This is a genomic window from Candidatus Rhabdochlamydia oedothoracis, from assembly GCF_019453995.1.
In the GTDB taxonomy this organism is placed as follows: Bacteria; Chlamydiota; Chlamydiia; order Chlamydiales; family Rhabdochlamydiaceae; genus Rhabdochlamydia; species Rhabdochlamydia oedothoracis.
The window spans coordinates 1,631,590-1,650,309 of sequence record NZ_CP075587.1 but is presented as its reverse complement, the minus strand read 5'-3'; the positions used below and the strand labels follow the sequence as shown (position 1 = coordinate 1,650,309).

The 18,720-nt window shown below is 35.8% G+C and carries 13 protein-coding genes and 5 pseudogenes; 8 read left to right on the top strand and 10 right to left on the bottom strand.

Features of this window, described 5'->3' with window-relative positions:
• Nucleotides 1-326: 326 nt before the first annotated feature.
• Nucleotides 327-1,002, top strand: a pseudogene (locus RHABOEDO_RS11000) (IS5 family transposase); the annotation flags it as partial.
• Here RHABOEDO_RS11000 and RHABOEDO_RS09120 read toward each other — a convergent pair.
• From RHABOEDO_RS09120 to RHABOEDO_RS11620, 3 genes and pseudogenes are all read right to left on the bottom strand, one after another.
• On the bottom strand, nt 922-1,986 hold the full coding sequence (locus RHABOEDO_RS09120; protein ID WP_220017575.1) for an IS110 family RNA-guided transposase: 1,065 nt from the start codon (nt 1,984-1,986) through the stop codon (nt 922-924). The pseudogene RHABOEDO_RS11000 and the gene RHABOEDO_RS09120 overlap by 81 nt on opposite strands.
• A 131-nt stretch (nt 1,987-2,117) precedes the next feature.
• Nucleotides 2,118-3,083 (bottom strand): annotated as a pseudogene (locus tag RHABOEDO_RS10995) (IS481 family transposase); the annotation flags it as partial.
• Nucleotides 3,084-3,226: 143 nt separating this feature from the next.
• Nucleotides 3,227-4,933 carry a hypothetical protein gene (locus RHABOEDO_RS11620; protein ID WP_220017572.1) on the bottom strand — a complete coding sequence of 569 codons (1,707 nt, stop codon included), beginning with the start codon at nt 4,931-4,933 and terminating at the stop codon, nt 3,227-3,229.
• Between the two features lie 232 nt (nt 4,934-5,165).
• On the opposite strand from RHABOEDO_RS11620, the gene RHABOEDO_RS11615 reads away from it, so the two are divergent.
• Nucleotides 5,166-6,200: an IS630 family transposase gene (locus RHABOEDO_RS11615; RefSeq protein WP_220017571.1), complete on the top strand. Its 1,035-nt coding sequence runs from the start codon at nt 5,166-5,168 to the stop codon at nt 6,198-6,200.
• 551 nt (nt 6,201-6,751) lie between these two features.
• On the opposite strand, the gene RHABOEDO_RS09095 is transcribed toward RHABOEDO_RS11615, so the two are convergent.
• The 4 genes and pseudogenes from RHABOEDO_RS09095 to RHABOEDO_RS09080 form a co-directional block, all read right to left on the bottom strand.
• Nucleotides 6,752-7,765: an IS30 family transposase gene (locus RHABOEDO_RS09095; protein ID WP_215216525.1), complete on the bottom strand. Its 1,014-nt coding sequence runs from the start codon at nt 7,763-7,765 to the stop codon at nt 6,752-6,754.
• 53 nt (nt 7,766-7,818) lie between these two features.
• The gene (locus RHABOEDO_RS09090; RefSeq protein ID WP_220017570.1) at nt 7,819-8,862 is read right to left on the bottom strand and encodes an IS110 family RNA-guided transposase; all 1,044 of its coding nucleotides are present in this window, start codon (nt 8,860-8,862) and stop codon (nt 7,819-7,821) included.
• 74 nt (nt 8,863-8,936) lie between these two features.
• Nucleotides 8,937-9,623, bottom strand: a pseudogene (locus RHABOEDO_RS09085) (IS630 family transposase); the annotation flags it as partial.
• A gap of 12 nt (nt 9,624-9,635) precedes the next feature.
• On the bottom strand, nt 9,636-10,031 hold the full coding sequence (locus tag RHABOEDO_RS09080) for a helix-turn-helix domain-containing protein (protein ID WP_281069580.1): 396 nt from the start codon (nt 10,029-10,031) through the stop codon (nt 9,636-9,638).
• A 424-nt stretch (nt 10,032-10,455) separates the two neighbouring features.
• Between RHABOEDO_RS09080 and RHABOEDO_RS11195 the strand changes: the two genes are divergently transcribed.
• From RHABOEDO_RS11195 to der, 6 genes and pseudogenes are all read left to right on the top strand, one after another.
• Nucleotides 10,456-10,587: a hypothetical protein gene (locus RHABOEDO_RS11195; protein WP_281069551.1), complete on the top strand. Its 132-nt coding sequence runs from the start codon at nt 10,456-10,458 to the stop codon at nt 10,585-10,587.
• 43 nt (nt 10,588-10,630) lie between these two features.
• Nucleotides 10,631-10,876, top strand: a pseudogene (locus RHABOEDO_RS09075) (transposase); the annotation flags it as partial.
• Nucleotides 10,877-11,440: 564 nt separating this feature from the next.
• Complete coding sequence (locus RHABOEDO_RS09070; protein ID WP_220017413.1) at nt 11,441-11,794, top strand: transposase; 354 nt, start codon at nt 11,441-11,443, stop codon at nt 11,792-11,794.
• Nucleotides 11,751-12,092, top strand: coding sequence for a transposase (locus RHABOEDO_RS09065; RefSeq protein WP_220017567.1), 342 nt, complete (start codon nt 11,751-11,753; stop codon nt 12,090-12,092). The genes RHABOEDO_RS09070 and RHABOEDO_RS09065 overlap by 44 nt, the downstream gene beginning before the upstream one ends.
• A gap of 18 nt (nt 12,093-12,110) precedes the next feature.
• Nucleotides 12,111-12,266, top strand: a pseudogene (locus RHABOEDO_RS11250) (hypothetical protein); the annotation flags it as partial.
• A 135-nt stretch (nt 12,267-12,401) separates the two neighbouring features.
• Nucleotides 12,402-13,793 (top strand): ribosome biogenesis GTPase Der, encoded by a 1,392-nt coding sequence (der, locus tag RHABOEDO_RS09060; RefSeq protein WP_215216476.1) that lies wholly within the window; start codon nt 12,402-12,404, stop codon nt 13,791-13,793.
• Here der and yidD read toward each other — a convergent pair.
• From yidD to RHABOEDO_RS09045, 3 genes are read right to left on the bottom strand one after another with little or no spacing between them, the layout of a single operon-like run.
• Nucleotides 13,781-14,167: a membrane protein insertion efficiency factor YidD gene (gene yidD / locus RHABOEDO_RS09055; RefSeq protein ID WP_215216477.1), complete on the bottom strand. Its 387-nt coding sequence runs from the start codon at nt 14,165-14,167 to the stop codon at nt 13,781-13,783. The two genes, der and yidD, sit on opposite strands and share 13 nt — an antisense overlap.
• A complete protein-coding gene (locus RHABOEDO_RS09050) occupies nt 14,157-15,107 on the bottom strand; it encodes a tetratricopeptide repeat protein (RefSeq protein ID WP_215216478.1) in 951 nt (316 codons plus the stop codon). Before RHABOEDO_RS09050 ends, yidD begins: the two co-directional genes overlap by 11 nt.
• On the bottom strand, nt 15,100-18,693 hold the full coding sequence (locus RHABOEDO_RS09045) for a secretin N-terminal domain-containing protein (protein WP_215216479.1): 3,594 nt from the start codon (nt 18,691-18,693) through the stop codon (nt 15,100-15,102). Before RHABOEDO_RS09045 ends, RHABOEDO_RS09050 begins: the two co-directional genes overlap by 8 nt.
• Between the last annotated feature and the right edge of the window lie 27 nt (nt 18,694-18,720).

The following is an 18,720-nucleotide window of genomic DNA, read 5'->3' as shown; positions in this document are numbered from 1 at the left end:
TTAAATCTTATATCCTACATTCCTAGAATGATCTTGCTACAATAAATTAGACATGAAAAACCCGAATAAATTAAAACAAATTTATTAAAGAGGTTCTTATGAGCAATCAAAAAAAATATGATCGAGAATTTAAGTTAAATAGACATGCCATAATTGCACACAAAGAAGGAGTTACTCCTTAAACTTTGCTGTCCAATATGTTAAAAAACGCCTTTTATTTTGCAAGCAAAATATCGGCTCGGAGAGCTTATGAAGAATTAAGAGCCTGTTTAAAATCTTCTCATTAAGGCATAATGATAGTTTTCATAAAACCGTTGGAGGTAGTTATGACCCGCTCTTATCCAAGCGATATTTCTCGTAAACAATTTAGCAAAATCCATCTAATACTTGAGTCTACACGCAAAAAAACACGTCCACGAAGAGTTGATCTATATGATATTTTTTGTGGAATTTTGTACATTTTAAAAAGTGGTTGCCAGTGGCGTATGTTACCCATAGAATATCCTAAATGGGAATGATGTTATTATTATTTCCCTCTTTGGAATAAAAAAGATGATAAAAATTCTAAGAGTATTCTTGAAATAGTTTTAAAAAAAATGGGTTGGCGAGGTCAGAAAAAGCAGTGGTCGGAAAGAGAAAACAAGCTTTGTAATTATTGATGCTCAAAGTGTTAAAAATACTGATACAGCGGAGAAGAAAGGATATGATGCAGGGAAAAAAATATCAGGAATAAAAAGACATATAGCAGTCGATACCCAAGGGCTTCCTCATGCGATTCACATTACCACCGCTAATATCACTGACAGAAATGGGTGTATAGAAGCATTTTCACTACATAAAAATCATTTGTTCGGTGTAAAAAATGTTTTAGCAGATGGAGGATATTCTGGAGAAAAATTTGCAAAGAGTGTGCAGGAGATATTAGGATGTATAGTAGAAATAGCCAAAAGAAATACACTTCATACTTTTACAGTTATTCCCAAAAGATGGGTTGTAGAGCGTTATCTTATGCATAATTACGGATAACTTTCTACCTACTGCTAAGGCGGCTTTCTTCATTCCTTTTTTTCTCATGATTTTTAATCCCCAAGCTTTTAGCTTGCTCCATTTCTTACTTCGCGTCAGCATTACTATTCCGGCTTCAACTAATAGAGATCTAAGTTCACTGGATCCACATTTTGAAATTCTTCCCTGTCTTTGCACCTCTCCGGAGGCATCCTGTTTAGGAGTCATACCAAGATAGGCTCCTACTGATTTAGAATCGTTAAAACGAGTGGGATCAAAAATTTCTGTTTTATAGGTTAATGCTGTTACAGGTCCTACGCCAGGGATTGTCATAAGCCGTTGTACTTCTTTATCTTGACTGACCAGCTTAAGCATTTCTTTATCCAGTTTTTCTACTTCCTCAACTATCTTATCAAAGGTATTTAATAGAGAGGTTATGCTCAGAACAATACTTTTTTCCTGTTTTTCTATCTGCTTTACAACCACAGACGAAAATCTTTTGGATCCCACAGATCCCAATCGTATTCCGTAACTTTTAAGCAAGCCCCTTACAGTATTTTTTAACTGCGTTTGCTGTTTAATTAGCGCTCTTCTGGAAACTAACAAAATGCTTTTTTCTACTGAATCTTGAGGCTTACAGTGTACTCGTGTATGCATACCTGATCGAAGGGCTTCTGCGATTCCTCGTGCATCATTTTTGTCTGTCTTATTTATTTTCAAAGCAAGAATCGTACTCAGCTTCCTTGCATCCATACATAGGGGATCTATAGCTCTTTTTCTAAATCCTGTGACTAGGTAATGAGATAAACATCCACTTTCAAAGCCAACAACGATTTCTGGAAAATCTCTTTTGGAAAAATAATCTGCTAGTAAATCAGGATCTGTTTTTTCTGAACCTTCATGGATAATCTTACCTTGTTCATTTAATACACAGATAAAAGTTCTTTTCATTGATACATCTAATCCAATATAATGCTTCATGGGTTGCTCCTCATTTTTTTGCTCTTTAATGAGCGGTTTTGAGATTTGAAAAAATCTCGTTTATATTGGAGAGTTTATACTACTCCGTTTAAGGAGCAACCCCTTCTTTGTGTGCAATTATGGCATGTCTAATATTTACCAGAATGGACTCGCTCTTCATTGTACTCTTTTACCCATTTGTCCACATCCATTTGTAGTTCTTCTAGACTATGATAAACTTTTTGCCTAAATGCTGATGCAGAAAATTCATTTTGAATCGTCTGATGAAACCTCTCACAGATTCCGTTGGTTTGAGGATGTCTTGCCTTTGTTCGAGTATCTTCAATATCTTCTATTGTAAGATAGAGCTCATATTCATGGTATTCCCGACTCCCACAGCACTCTGTACCTCTGTCGGTAAGTATTCTTAACACTCTTAACTCTTGTTCTTCAAACCAGGGTATTGTTTTATCATTTAATACTTCTGCTGCTACTAGTGCATTTTTTCTGTCATACAACTTAGCAAAAGCAACTTTACTATAGGTATCAATCACTGTTTGCTGATAGATCCTTCCCACACCTTTAATAGTGCCTACATAATAAGTATCTTGTGCAACAAGATAGCCTGGATGTTATGTTTCTATCTCTCGATGAGCTTCTTTTTCTTCTTTAGCTTTTTCAAGCGCTCTTAATTGATCTTCTGTAAAGATCAAGTGATCTTGAGCTGCTTTTGCTTCTAACGCCTTTAGTCTCTTCTTAAATGTTTCTAGATCATGCCTTAGCCATATCGATCTGACCCCTCCAGGAGAAACAAGAATTCCCTTCTTTTTCATCTCATTGGAAACTCGGAGCTGTCCATATGCAGGTTTTTCTATAGCAAATGCAACTACGCTAGTTTCTATTTTTTCTTCCACTCTATTTTTAGGGCAGGGTTTCCTTCTAGAGATTTCTTGTAATGCGGCTTCTCCGCCTTTTTCATAAAGCTCTTTGTATGTATAAAAGCTTTCTCTTGAATATCCCATGTGCTTACATGCTTGAGATACATTTCCTAGCGTTTTTGCTAATTTTAAAAGGCCTAGTTTATTTTTTATCACTTTTCTCTCTATTGCTATATTCATAAATTACCACTTTGGTTCTGCTTTTACAACTAAGGCATCATGCCTTAGTTGTAAAAGCTGTTTTTCTTTGCTATTTACCACTAAGTGTCAATTTAAGTCTTGTCTATTACAATACGATTGAATCGGAACCACTATATTACAAATTATACTTGAGTATGGCCTTGTCTCTGTGAAGTTTTTAAGTTATTAGCGAGATGTAAACTACGCTTGTATCTTCTTTTTTTATTAAACATGAAAATACCAGCTAATAAACTTCCAGTTGCAAATAGACCTGATCCTATTAATGCAATCCATCGTTGAATATTTGTTAATTGAGTTATTTTAGGTTCTGTTGTTGTGTTTGGTTCAGGTATTGTTGTTGAAGTACCAGCTTTTAATTTTGTTTGTTTAATTGTTGTTTCTGGAGCAGTTGTTGATTGAGTGAGTTCAAGTGTTATTGGTTCTATTGTTGTAGTTGGTTCAGGTATTGTTGTTGAAATAGCGGCTGTTAGTTTTGTTTGTTTAACTGTTGTTTCTGGAGCAGTTGTTGATTGAGTGAGTTCAAGTGTTATTGGTTCTATTGTTGTAGTTGGTTCAGGTATTGTTGTTGAAATAGCGGCTGTTAGTTTTGTTTGTTTAACTGTTGTTTCTGGAGCAGTTGGTGATTGAGTTAGTTCAAGTTTTGTAGTTGATTTTTTTGAACTTTTCCAATATGGATTTAATCTACTCCAATGCTCTTCTAATTGAGCAATCTTGCTTTCTTTTTCTTTTAAAGACTTATTACATAACTGATTTTCTTCTATGCAATTATCCTTTGTAGTTCTTAATACTGAAACTCTTTTTCTTAAATCATTGTAATGATTAATGAGATCATTATATTCTTGGTCTTTACTTAATTTTATCTCTGTACATCTAGATCTCTCATCTTTCAAATTATTTCTATATTGATGAGTCAAACGGTTAATCTCTTCCTCTTTAATTGATGTTATGTTAAGTTTTTCTTCTTTACAAGTAACTAAGGAATTTTCACAAGCATTAGATCTTGTATGTCTTGCATGAGTACGCTTTGACCGTGGAATATTTCTATACTTTGGATCTCTAAGCGCAATTCTAATTTGTACCTCATGCACTCTAGCTATTGTTCGATTTGAAGAAAATATATTGGTAGCATTCCTTACATTCATTGGAGATTCATTTGAAAATTGATTTAATCTACTCCAACGCTCTTCTAATTGAGCAATCTTGCTTTCTTTTTCTTTTAAAGACTTATTACATAACTGATTTTCTTCTATGCAATTATCCTTTGTAGTTCTTAATACTGAAACTCTTTTTCTTAAATCATTGTAATGATTAATGAGATTATTATATTCTTGGTCTTTACTTAATTTTATCTCTCTACATCTAGATCTCTCATCTTTCAAATTATTTATATATTGATGAGTCAAACGGTTAATCTCTTCCTCCATAGTTGATGTTATGTTAAGTTTTTCTTCTTTACAAGTAACTAAGGAATTTTCACAAGCATTTCTTTCAGGGATTAGATCATCAAATGGTATATCAATAGATCTTCTATGTCTTGCATGAATACGCTTTGACCGTGGAATATTTCCATACTTTGGATCTGTAAACCCATTTCCAATTTTCACCTTAGTCACTCTATCTATTGTTCGATTTGAAGAAAATATATTGGCAGCATTCTTTACATTCATTGGAGATTCATTTGAAAATGGCAATATAGAATTTATTAGACTATTATTAGACAAGTAATCTTGTGCTTGTGTGAGATTTAAAGGAAGTATACTAGTATTATTCCCTATATTAAATGGAGTTAGAGATCCATTGATTGCTATACTTGAATTGATAAAGCTCATTTTTATTTCCTAAGATTAAATTATTCAACTTTTTAAAAAACAAGAATACGAAGACTTATTTATTGCAAAATTTCGCGAAAATAAATACCCTAATAACGCTGAAGTTATTCTTTTGCAAAGAAATACATTATCTTGAATTTTGTGCATACATAAATTGTCAAAATCTTTCGACTATAGTGGTTCCGATTCAATCGTATAGAAAAATATTTTGTTTTGTGTTAAGCTATTGAGTATGAAAAAACTGACCCCTAGCCAGAGAGCTGACTTAGAACACAAGTTAAAGCATCCAAAAGACTATTCTGAACGGAATAGGCTTTGTGTAATTTTGGGCTATGATGAGGGTATCTCAACAAAAAATCTTGCTAAAGCACTTCGGATAAGCCCTATCACTGTTCAGGAATACCTCAGAGAATATGATTCCGAAAATAAAACTGGAAGTAGCCCTCGAGGCGGTAGCAAATCAAAACCTTCACAAGACCAAACAGAGTCTCTACTAAAACACCTACAGGAAAAGACCTATCTTAAAGTCAAAGGGATCATAGCTTATGTGCATGAGCAATATGGGATAAAATATTCCCGAAGTGGCATGACAGATTGGCTCATACAGCACGGATTTGTTTATAAACGTCCTAAAAAGATTCCTGGGAAATTAGATCCTGAAAAACAACGAATTTTCATAGAACAATATAGGGCTTTAAAGGAGACCTTAAACCCTGATGAAGAGATCTATTTCATAGATGCTGTGCATCCTGAACATCAGTCCCAAGCCGTATATGGATGGATCAAAAAAGGCGTTCAAAAGACTTTGCAGACATCCGGGAAACAATTGCGATTGCATTTTGCTGGAGCTCTTTGCCTGACAGGAATGAAGATTGTTACAGAGGAATATAAGACAGTTGATGCCGATGCAATGCTCGATTTTTTCAAGAAGCTAGAAAAACAGACAGAGGCTCGAATTATTCATGTAATTTTGGATAATGCGAGATCAAACAAAAATAAGAAATTAGAAGAGTTTCTGATGTCTTCTAGGATTAAAGTGCACTATCTCCCTCCTTATTCGCCGAATTTGAATCCTATTGAACGCTTGTGGAAGATCTTAAAGGAAAAGACGGTATACAATCGATATTACGAAACGTCGGTGACTTTTTTTCAGGCAATGAGAGGATTCTTCTTAGAAGAGATACCGAAAATAACAGATATTTTGAAATGTAGGATAAACGACAAGTTTCAAGTCGTTGACTTAAATCCCATTAAGCTAGCCGTTTGAATCGGCACTAGTATATACTAGTTTGATTTCAAATTAAGAATTGCATAACTAGGTTTTTTTATAAAAACTGCTCTATCTTGCAAGAAGATGTTATCTTTTTGTATAAAAATTTTTATGTATTCAAACTCTTAATTTGAATGCAAACGAGTTCTCTAATTGCACACAAGGGGAATATAAATTCTCTTAATTCTTCATAAGCTCTCCGAGCCGATATTTTGCTTGCAAAATAAAAGGCGTTTTTTAAGATCTTAGGACAGCAAAGTTTAATGCGGGAGATAAGTCCAGGGTTCTCTGCGGAGTCTTTTTGAAGAAAACTATTTTAGATTCTTCGCTCCATTATGCTATCCGAAATGAAATGGGCAAGACAATGTATATTACGGCTTCTAAGAGCCAACTCATTTGTCGTCTTTACCTATTTCTTCGGTTTTCTCCTGCAAAAAATTTTAGTCACTTTTCCTAATGTTTTTATTTCTAAAAAAATGCGTTTTTAAGCTGGGCCCTTTCAACCTTGAAGTGCACAAAAAAGAACATATAAATACTTGAAAAAACATCTATTGTGCACCCGAGCATAGCATGTTTGTAGATAATCTCGTAAACACTTCTAGTGGAGTTTCGAAGTTGAGAGCCTTTCTAGGTCTGTTATTTAGTAAAGTTTCCACCCTTTCTATATCCTTGGAAGTCGTATCTAAAAAGCTTTGTGTTTTAGGAAAATATTGCCTAACTAGTCCGTTTGTATGCTCATTTAAGCCTCTTTCCCAAGAATGGTAGGGCGTTGCAAAGTAGAAGTCTGTCTCTAGCTCGAAACTAACCATTTGGTGATAGGCAAATTCTTTTCCGTTGTCTGCTGTTAATGTGTGTACAAAATCTTTGATAGGTTTAAGTTGTTCAATTAACGCTTGACTTACTTCCTCTGCAGTTTTATGAGAAACTTTGGCGAGCTTAGTTAGCTTGGAAGTTCTTTCTACCATTGATACAATTACGCCTTTATGTCCTGCCCCTATGACTGTATCTAGTTCCCAGTCTCCTAAACGAGTCTTTTTTTCTACAATACAAGGCCGTTGCTTAATATCTATACGACCAGGCATGTTCCCTCTTCCAGAAGCTCCCTTTCTCTGCTTGTTATATTTTTTCCCTCGATGACGGAGCTCTCTATAAAGCTGTCCTCCCTGTCGTTTATCTTTCCAGATATGATTATAGATGGTCTCATGACTAACATGTTCTTTACCATGTCTTTTAAGCCATCCGGATATTTGTATAGGGCTCCATTGCAACTTGATTTTTTCTTCAATACGGGTAACTATTTGAGGAGTCATTTTTTTATTGGGCTGAGAATTTTTTCTAAGAAATGCTTTTTCTTGAGCTTGCTGATGACGGTATCCTCGTTGCCCTTTATTTCTCTTAAGTTCCCTACTAATAGTGCTATGATGAACTTTTAGAATGTTTGCTATTGAGCTAGATGTATCTCCTCTAGCTTTTAAAATATAAATCTGACATCTTTGGTCATAGGTTAGGTGATGGTAGCCTTTAGGCAAGGTCTCTCCTTGTGTTTGATTGTTAAAAATCACAATAGAGATTCTTTCATCGCCTGCCTATTCTTTTTTTAATTCTTCTGTGCACTTCAAACTTGAAAAGACTCTGCCTTTGGCTCACCGTAAATAAATTCTTTTTGTTCAATCAGCATCTTATGCATAATTACGGATAACTTTCTACCTACTGCTAAGGCGGCTTTCTTCATTCCTTTTTTTCTCATGATTTTTAATCCCCAAGCTTTTAGCTTGCTCCATTTCTTACTTCGTGTCAGCATTACTATTCCGGCTTCAACTAATAGAGATCTAAGTTCACTGGATCCACATTTTGAAATTCTTCCCTGTCTTTGCACCTCTCCGGAGGCATACTGTTTAGGCGTCATACCAAGATAGGCTCCTACTGATTTAGAATCGTTAAAACGAGTGGGATCAAAAATTTCTGTTTTATAGGTTAATGCTGTTACAGGTCCTACGCCAGGGATTGTCATAAGCCGTTGTACTTCTTTATCTTGACTGACCAGCTTAAGCATTTCTTTATCCAGTTTTTCTACTTCCTCAACTACCTTATCAAAGGTATTTAATAGAGAGGTTATGCTCAGAACAATACTTTTTTCCTGTTTTTCTATCTGCTTTACAACCACAGACGAAAATCTTTTGGATCCCACAGATCCCAATCGTATTCCGTAACTTTTAAGCAAGCCCCTTACAGTATTTTTTAACTGCGTTTGCTGTTTAATTAGCGCTCTTCTGGAAACTAACAAAATGCTTTTTTCTACTGAATCTTGGGGCTTACAGTGTACTCGTGTATACATACCTGATCGAAGAGCTTCTGCGATTCCTCGTGCATCATTTTTGTCTGTCTTATTTATTTTCAAAGCAAGAATCGTACTCAGCTTCCTTGCATCCATACATAGGGGATCTATAGCTCTTTTTCTAAATCCTGTGACTAGGTAATGAGATAAACATCCACTTTCAAAGCCAACAACGATTTCTTGAAAATCTCTTTTGGAAAAATAATCTGCTAGTAAATCAGGATCTGTTTTTTCTGAACCTTCATGGACAATCTTACCTTGTTCATTTAATACACAGATAAAAGTTCTTTTCATTGATACATCTAATCCAATATAATGCTTCATGGGTTGCTCCTCATTTTTTTGCTCTTTAATGAGCGGTTTTGAGATTTGAAAAAATCTCGTTTATATTGGAGAGTTTAACCTACTCCGTTTAAGGAGCAACCCCTTCTTTGTGTGCAATTATGGCATGTATATAGTGGTTCCGATTCAATCGCATAGAAAAATGTAGGATAAACGACAAGTTTCAAGTCAACGACTTGAAACTTGTCGTTTATCCTACATTTCAAAATATCTGTTATTTTCGGTATCTCTTCTAAGAAGAATCCTCTCATTGCCTGAAAAAAAGTCACCGACGTTTCGTAATATCGATTGTATACCGTCTTTTCCCTTAAGATCTTCCACAAGCGTTCAATAGGATTCAAATTCGGCGAATAAGGAGGGAGATAGTGCACTTTAATCCTAGAAGACATCAGAAACTCTTCTAGTTTCTTATTTTTGTTTGATCTCGCATTATCCAAAATTACATGAATAATTCGAGCCTCTGTCTGTTTTTCTAGCTTCTTGAAAAAATCGAGCATTGCATCGGCATCAACTGTCTTATATTCCTCTGTAAAAATCTTCATTCCTGTCAGGCAAAGAGCTCCAGAAAAATGCAATCGCAATTGTTTCCTGCATGTCTGCAAAGTCTTTTGAACGCCTTTTTTGATCCATCCATATACGGCTTGGGACTGATGTTCAGGATGCACAGCATCTATGAAATAGATCTCTTCATCAGGGTTTAAGGTCTCCTTTAAAGCCATATATTGTTCTATGAAAATTCGTTGTTTTTCAGGATCTCATTTCCCAGGAATCTTTTTAGGACGTTTATAAGCAAATCCGTGCTGTATGAGCCAATCTGTCATGCCACTTCGGGAATATTTTATCCCATATTGCTCATGCACATAAGCTATGATCCCTTTGACTTTAAGATAGGTCTTTTCCTGTAGGTGTTTTAGTAGAGACTCTGTTTGGTCTTGTGAAAGTTTTGATTTGCTACCGCCTCGAGGGCTACTTCTAGTTTTATTTTCGGAATCATATTCTCTGAGGTATTCCTGAACAGTGATAGGGCTTATCCGGAGTATTTTAGCAAGATTTTTTGTTGAGATACCCTCATCATAGCCCAAAATTACACAAAGCCTATTCTGTTCAGAATAGTCTTTTGGATGCTTTAACTTGTGTTCTAAGTCAGCTATCTGGCTAGGAGTCAGTTTTTTTCATGCTTAATAGCTTAACACAAAACAAATATTTTTCTATCCGATTGAATCGGAACCACTATATACATGTTTTCAAGATCTAAAAAAGATAGAAAAAGAATGGAATCTGATTGCTAGATCTATGGGAATAACTTACGTACCTGATACGGATGAGGGGGCTATATGGCAACCTAAAGCTTTTTATCTATTCCAAAGGGTAGAGAATCAATTTTTAATTTATTGACGCGGCCTCCTCGGGCTTTTTTCTCTTTGTGACTTATTTCCAAAATCAAGTTAATCTTCGGAATTTCTCGTTGTCTAAACTTTTTGCTTTTTCAAATTTCATCATGCCCTTACGTATTTTTAAGGGCATTATTTTATACAAGGGCTTTTTTATTTCCTAGTTTTGAAAGAGCTCTAATATGTGCATAGGCAATATGCGAGGAGCGCGAAGGGAAAACAAATATTTGGAGGAATTTCAGGAAAACGATTTGGTAGACAGAGTTTAATTTCAGCACTACAAGGGAAGAAATTGCTGGCACCGATGTTGTTTTGAAGAAACTTGCAATACGGATCTATTTAATGTATGGCTAAAACAGGAATTGATTCCAAATTTGACTCATGGCCAAGTTTTGATTCTCGATAACGCGAGCTTTCATAAATCAAAGACAACTAGAACATTGATAGAGGAAAGTGGATATGAAATGCTCTTTCTCCCGCCTTATTCACCTGACTTAAATCCTATCGAAAAATATTGGGCCAATATGAAAACGAAAATCCGAGAACTTTTACCTACTGTAGCTAATTTATCCGAAGCCTTAGATCAAGCTGTTTTATCAATATAGATTTAAATAACTATAATATGTTTTTAATGTAAATGGTTTAATATCTTATATATATCTTTTTAAGTTTGAAGTGCACAGAAGAATTAAAAAAAGAATAGGCAGGCGATGAAAGAATCTCTATTGTGATTTTTAACAATCAAACACAAGGAGAGACCTTGCCTAAAGGCTACCATCACACTTTGGGACTAAACATCTTAGAAATATTTCTTGTGTAGAGTAATTGGGGATTATTTATTAGATCTCTTGCATAACCAATCAGCAATCTAAAATTTTAAAGTATTTTAATCCGTGAGATATGATTGTTTGAGCGATATAGCTGGGAATGCTTTTGTTAAGATAGGAATCTATAAATGAAAGCTTTTAAAATAAGGGGTTATGCAAGAAATCTATTGACTAAAACCCAAAACTGAGGTCCATAAGGATAAAAACATTCTTAACAGTTTTTTGATGTAAATTAAAAAAATTATATATATTTAAGTTTCTGTGGATGAACCTATCTTGAATTGAATATAAATTTTCGCTATGATACCAGATCTTTTTATTTTTTAACTAAAGACAGATGACATGAGCAAGCAAGGATTAAATGAAGAACAGTTTAAAATACTCGAACCTCAAATGGAAAAATGGGTAAATCGTAACCATTATGGAAGAAAATTAGCGCCATGGAGACCTGTAGTGAATACTATTTTCTGGGTGCTTCGGACAGGAGCTCCTTGGAAAGATGCACCTAGAAACAAGGAGTTTTCTCATCCCTCAACAGCACACGCATGGCTTGGAAGAATGCAATCTGCTGGATTTTTAGATCAATTTTTAGAAGAGCTGCTTAAGCTTGCCGAACAACTGGAGTGTATTGATGTCCAGAGACTCTCTGTAGATGGTTTTTTTTTCCAGCGGACGCGGAGGAGGAGAGCAAGTTGATTATGGCTACAAAGGTAAAGGCGTGACATCGCATTTACTGGTAGAAAAATCAGGAAAGCCTCTTGCAATCACTTTTACATCAGCATCCGGGGATGAGAAAAAACAAGTGATTCCTCTGCTTAGGAAAGTCATTCCCTTCATTAAAAAAGCATGGAATCAGGGAAAAGTACCCATACTTGAAGCAGCTAAAGGTTATGACTCAGAGCAAACACGTATCGATGTTCTTTCCCATGAGGTTTTTCCTCTGATAGCTCGGAAAAGAAACACCAAGGGATATAAGATAAAAGGCATTTGCTAACTTGAAAAGCAACGTTGGGTCGTTGAGAGAACGATTTCTTGGTTAAAGACATGCTTCCGTCGTCTTACAGTGCGCTGGGAAAGAAAGGCAATATATTGGAACGGACTATTAATGTTTGGACTACTGGGATATTGGATGAATTTCTTAAGTCGGCAAGTATCTTTAAAACAGTAAATTTAATTCAAGATAGGTTCATACGGATTAAAACTTAATAAGTTTTAACTAAAGTATTTTTTTAGTTCTTTCGCAATCTGTGGTTTTTTAATGGGCTTTTTTTTATTATGATTATCTTAAATCTTAAAGAGGCTTATGAAAACAATACAACTAGCTCTGATAGGGCGTCCAAATGTCGGAAAATCTGCCTTATTTAATGCAATTTGCAAAAAAAGAATTGCTATTGTAGACGAAGCAGAAGGGATAACGCGTGATCGTCTATATGCTGAAACTGATTTTTTTGGCCAGTCTTTTGAGGTGATCGATACAGGAGGAATTCATTCTGATCAGAGGATTTCTTTCCAGGAAGAAATCCGCCGTCAAGCGGAGATTGCTATTGAAGAGGCTGATGTATTGATCATGGTGGTGGATTTCACTGTAGGAATTACGCTTTTAGATGAATATGTAGCAAAAATTTTATTGCGCACTAAAAAAAAGGTTGTTTTAGCTGTTAATAAAGTAGATGACTTTTCTAAAGCGCAAGCAATCTATGAGTTTCATTCTCTAGGAATTAAAGACATTGTTGCGGTTTCTGCTATGCAAAAGTTTCAGATTGCAGAATTATTAGAGGTTGCATTTCTTGGGGTAAGTTTCCCTGATGAGGTGATTAAAGAGACAAAGGGAATCGGTACTGCAATTATTGGCCGCCCGAATGTAGGCAAATCTACCATTGTAAATTACTTGTTAAAAGAAGCAAGGTGTGTGGTTAGTCCTATTGCAGGCACCACTCGTGATTCTATCGATGTGGAGATTCAATTAGAAGATCAGCTGTTTACTTTAATCGATACAGCAGGTATTCGCAAAAAAAAATCAGAGAAAGAAGTCGTAGATAAGTTTGCAGCTTTGCGTACAGAAAGAGCAATGGATCGAGCAGATGTGTGCGTACTTGTAATCGATGCAGAAAAGGGGATTAGCACGCAAGAAAAACGGATTGCTAATGAAATCGCTGCTTTAGGTAAAGGTTGTATTTTAGTGTTTAATAAATGGGACCTTGTCAAAGGGTTCCGAATGGAACATTGTCAGAAAAGTTTTGCGCTCGATGTACCTTTTTTAACCCACTGTCCTTTATTATTTACCTCTGCAGAAACCGGAAGAAACATTGAAAAGATTTTCGATACAGTTGCTAAAGTGCACGAGCAACAATTGCGTCGTATTACAACAGGACAGTTAAATAAGTTTGTTGAACAAGTTGTGCAAAAATATCATCCCCCCATGATTGATGGAAAGCGCTTGCGTATTTATTATATGGCACAAATTGGCGTGCAGCCCCCTCGTTTTGTTCTATTTGTCAATAAACCCGAGTTGATGCTTGATTCTTATAAAAAATATTTAATCAATCAGTTTCGTTTACAGTATGGGTTTTTAGGCTCTCCTATTGAATTTATTCTAAGAGGGCGCAAAGAAAGAAAATTAGTTTCATCAAATCCTCAATTAGAAAAACAAACCATTGATTTAGAAGAAGACATAGATCCTTCTTATTTTGAATGAGGTACAGGGTTATATTTAATGAGCTTTTGATCTATCTCGATACAGCGGTAGACCCAAGGATCGCTATTTTCTCGTTGTAAACGATCGCAGCCTAAAAGGAAGCCAAGTACAAAGCCATGTTTTTGCATGGCCTGTTTCATATAGCTAGAAGAAGAAGGATAAAAGTGGCTTCTTGGTCCGTCTACTGGCGATAGAATATGCTGATGGAACCAAATGATCTTTTCTGCAAGATATATAGGTAAAGAGCAAGAAGTCGGTTCTGTTTTTTTTTGTTGTAGGAAAATGAGATCTGCATCTTTGCCCCATGGCTCAAAGTAACCTGGCAGTGCATACAAATAAAAAGGGAATAAAAGAAGCAGTAATCTAAAAAGCATATTTAAGCATCAATATAGGAAATAAACGTTGTTCTCTCATCAAATGGCAACCCAGGGTTTCATAGAGTCTTTCGTTATAGCATTTAGCTTCTAAACCTGCGCCATACACCCCTCCAAAATACCATCCGGCTTCAAAACTTGTAAAGATTACTCCAGCTGCAACGTTGCCATGGTCAAAACAATAGACAGATGCAGCGACAAATAACCCATTTAGTAAAAAAGCGGTTAAAGCGGATTGTTTTTGTCCTAAATACAAATAACCAGAACCTGGTAGTAGGGCATTTAGCAATTGTGCTTTACCAACAGACTTTTTATGCATTTGATACTCTTGCAAAAAATCGCTTAAATAAGGTCTTGGAGGGAGACTCTCTTCAATAAGACTTAAGGCGGGAAAGTCAGCAGTCAGGAAAGATTTAGATAAATATAGATCTATTGATTGATCAGGGAAGTACTGATTAAATAACTGCAGAATATGATTAGCTTGGGTTAATTGATTGGTTTGGATATAGCAATCATAGAGAACCACTAAGAGATCTTGTAAAGGTGCAAATTCTGTAGAGACAAGTCTAAGAGCGCTGTTTTGAAAAACAGCAAGGGCTTGATCGTATTTCTGACCCATATAGTAGCAAATAAGGATCCCGTATTGTATTTGCAAAAGACGAGGACTGTCAGAACAAGAAAGTAAGATCTCCGCTCTTTTAAAAGCCGTGATAGCTTGATAGAGATCGCATTCTTTAGCAAAACCTAAAGCAATCCGCATCTCTTTGCCCCAGTCGGCTGACTCTTCATCGTGAGATAGAGCTTCAAATGCAGAAGGCAGTGCTCTTATATAGCGATCATGCACAAAATATTGCAGTACAGGTTCTATCTCATCAGAGACTCTTTTATAACAACTACATAAGCTGGATAAAAAGAGAATGTATAAACAAAGTTTATTCATTCTCAGGAAGTTTAACCAAATCGAGCCCTTGATCAAATTCTTCTTTGAGGACCGGTAAAGAAGCATCATCTTTGTAGAGCCATTCTTGATGTTCGGTAACTTTTTTATATTCATCATAGGAGTTAATAATTTGAGGTCTAACAAAAATAATTACATTAGATTTTGCCAGATTACGGTCATTTTCGCTAAATAAAACACCAATTACAGGTAAACCTCCTAAACAGGGAAGACCTGTTTTGAGGCGAGTCTTAGCATTCTGAATCATTCCGCTTAAAATCACAAAGTGATTATTAGGAACGTGCACCCTAGTATCCATATGTGTATGCGAGGTTTGAATGCCTGTTAATTGTGCATTGCTTACACTACCAACAGTATTTACTAATTCTGTAATGTCATGCACGATATCTAAGGTAACCATATCGTTATCGCCTAGTATAGGGGTAATCGTTAGATTGACTCCTATATCTCGATATTCCACATTTGAAGTGGTAACTGTGTTAGTGGAGTTATTTGTTACAATGGCTCCGGTAAAAGGGATATTTTGTCCGACAAAGATATTGGATTGGCGATTGTCTTGGGTAATAATCTTAGGATTCATCACGATTGTCGTATCCACATCTGTTTGTAGTGCATTAACCAAACTACCCAAAGAAATAAAGGATTTCCCCTTATGCATAATAATATCGCCAATGACTCCTAAATCAAAGCCATTAGTAAAAGGTACCATTCCTCCTTTTGGGGTAGTCTTCGCATTGATTGATTTAAGAGTTGGAGAAAAATCCTGTGGAGCTTGACTTTGTACTAAAGGTGCTCCTCCAGGGAAGTTTCCAAAACCAACTGTTGCTTTATTTAAATACTGCATTTGGCTGCCCCATTGCAAACCAAAGTTTTGGGCATTGTTTAAACGTGTTTCAATGACGAGCACTTCGATGAAAACTTGTTTAAGAGGAGTATCTAAATTTTGGATGAGTTCTTTGAGCTTAATCAAAATACCCTCTTGTCCTGTGCTAAGAAGGGAATTGGTCACTTTAATCCATTGCAAAGAGCTCACAGCATCAGCTAGTGCGGAAGATTCTCCAGAAGATTTAGCTAAACTAGCCACTACTTGCTTTAAGGCAATTTGAATATCATCTCCACCATGAAACTGTAATTTGTAGACCAAAAAGCTTGTATTATCAATCGATTCAATCGCTGGATTTGCAGTAGATTGGCCGGGGATATCAAATTTTTGGAGCAATCCTTCTATTCTTTGAATAGCTACAGGTTCTCCGGAAATCAAGAGAATAGAGGTTTTAGGGATCCATTTTAAATTGTTAATAGCATCGAATAAAGAGGTATCTGAAACGCCTGCGCTGATTAAATTATTCATAAATTCTTGCAGAATTTCAATCAGATCATCGCCATTCACAAATTTGGGGGTATAAGTAGTGAACGTACTTGCTTTACGCTCGTTGGGGATTTTTGGAGGTTTGCCCCCTTTAGATAAATCAAAATTTTGCGCTAATTGTTGTACACGCTCAAGAGTTTGCTCTGTTCCCGTAAATAAGAGAGAGTTGGTCTCTTTAATCCAGCGCACTTTTTCTAAGGTCTCTGCAAGACTTTTATCGGGCAGTGTGGATTTTTCCAATTGGGCTGCAAAATTTTTAAGGGAAGCAATTAACTGCGTAGCAGTGGTGTTTTGAATATTATAGACAAAAAAGGTAATACTGCCTACGTGTTGGATTGACCCAGAAGCATTGGCAACATCTATGCTATCGAGTAGAGATTGTACTTTAACAAGGGTTTCTTGGTCTGCTGCAAATACAAAAGATTTAGTAGCTGCAACATAACGCACAGAGGATAGGGTGTTTAGTAATTTAGGATCGTTTAATCCTGATTCTTTTAGATCGAAAGCCAGATCGACAAGTGCAGCTTGGATCTCTTCTGCAGGGACGTATTTGGGTTTGTAAATAGAAAAAGAGGAAGCCCCTGCGGGGTATCCTTCGTTGTTATCCAAAGAGACTAAAAGTGTTTGAATTTTTTCTAAAGAGTCAGGGTCTCCCGTGAATACTAAAGACTTTGTGCTCTCAACCCATTGCATAGTTGCTACAGCAGCTAAGAAGGATTTATCGATTAAGCCGCCTGTTTTCAGAGCATGACTCATGTCTTTTAACGCTTTTTCTAAATCTTCGGATTGGCGATATACCGGTTTGTATACAAAATAATTGGACTTAGGAGGTGTTTTTTTATTAGGATGAGCTTCATGAGGTGCAATATCAAAAGTGGGTAAAATGGTTTCTATCTGTCTCAAAGCAGGCCTTGTTCCTGTAAATACTAAAGAATTGGTTTCCTTGATCCACTTCATGCTTTTAATCACATCAACAAGATCTGAATCGGGATGAGGAGAAGCTTGGAGGTGTTCTAGCATTTGGTGCAGAGAATTTGCTATTTGAGACTCTTCAGCATGTTCAATTTTATAGATGAAAAAAGAGCTATTTCCCGTTTTTGAAAGAACAGGGGTATCTAATTTTGACAAAATATCTTGTAGTTTAGCGATGCTTTGATCATCAATCACAAATAATAAAGAATTAGAATCACGCAAAACCTGAACACCAAAAATAGCAGAAGCTAATGCAGAGTTTCCTGTTTGTTTAAGCTCAGAACTTACTTGCTCTAATTCTTTTTTTAGTTCACTAATCGTGCGATTTTTGACTTTATAGAGAAATACTTTTCTTAAACCAGGTTTGGCAAAAAGACCTGCTTCTGAAGTGACATCTAAATCCTCCATGATCTCCATGGCTTTTTCAATTAAATAGGGAGTTGAAACGATATAAATCATATGTGATTCTAATTGAGGAACGAAAACGATCGGGTTTGATTCAACAAAAGGAGCGATAATTTGTTGAGTTAAAAGAATTAACTGATCCAAAGACAATTTTCTTGCATTGTAGGAATCAATTTCTAAAGGACTATGCGGCGCATCTAAACTGCTTAAAAGGGTACTGATTTGCTCTATGTTTGCAGCAATGTCGGTTACGATTAACTGCTTTGTCTCTAAAGACATTTCAATTAAAGCTGCATCGGATACCATTGGTCTAAGAATACTTGCAACCGTATTGATATTTGCATTTTTAATCCGAAATACACGTGTTACTAAAGCCGCAGGTTCTATTTTAGCGGCAGGTTGATCTTGGGAAATGATCGGTGGGATTTGATGGACTCTTTTACTAGAAGTAATCAGGATATTTTTATCCTGTTCCACTAAATTTAAGTCATGCACGCGTAGCACCTGTATTAAAACAGTCATCACATTTTTAGCAGATACAGGCTCTTCAGAAACAACAGTAACAGTAAATTGCAATTCTGATTCTTCAAAAACAAAATTTAAATTTGTAATTTTACTTGCAAAGCGAATTAACTCGATAATAGACACGTTATTAAAATTAATAGTATATGTATCCTTATCTGAGTAGATAAGCGCCTTAGAATTTTCTAATTTGTACGCAATAGGATCTGCGGTAGCAGTATCTAAAGTATAGGCAATAGTAGAAAATGCTAGTGCACACAAAGTGATTTTGTAAAAACAGTGAGATCGAAATTCTTTCATAGATTAAGGAGACTCCGGTTATGACCC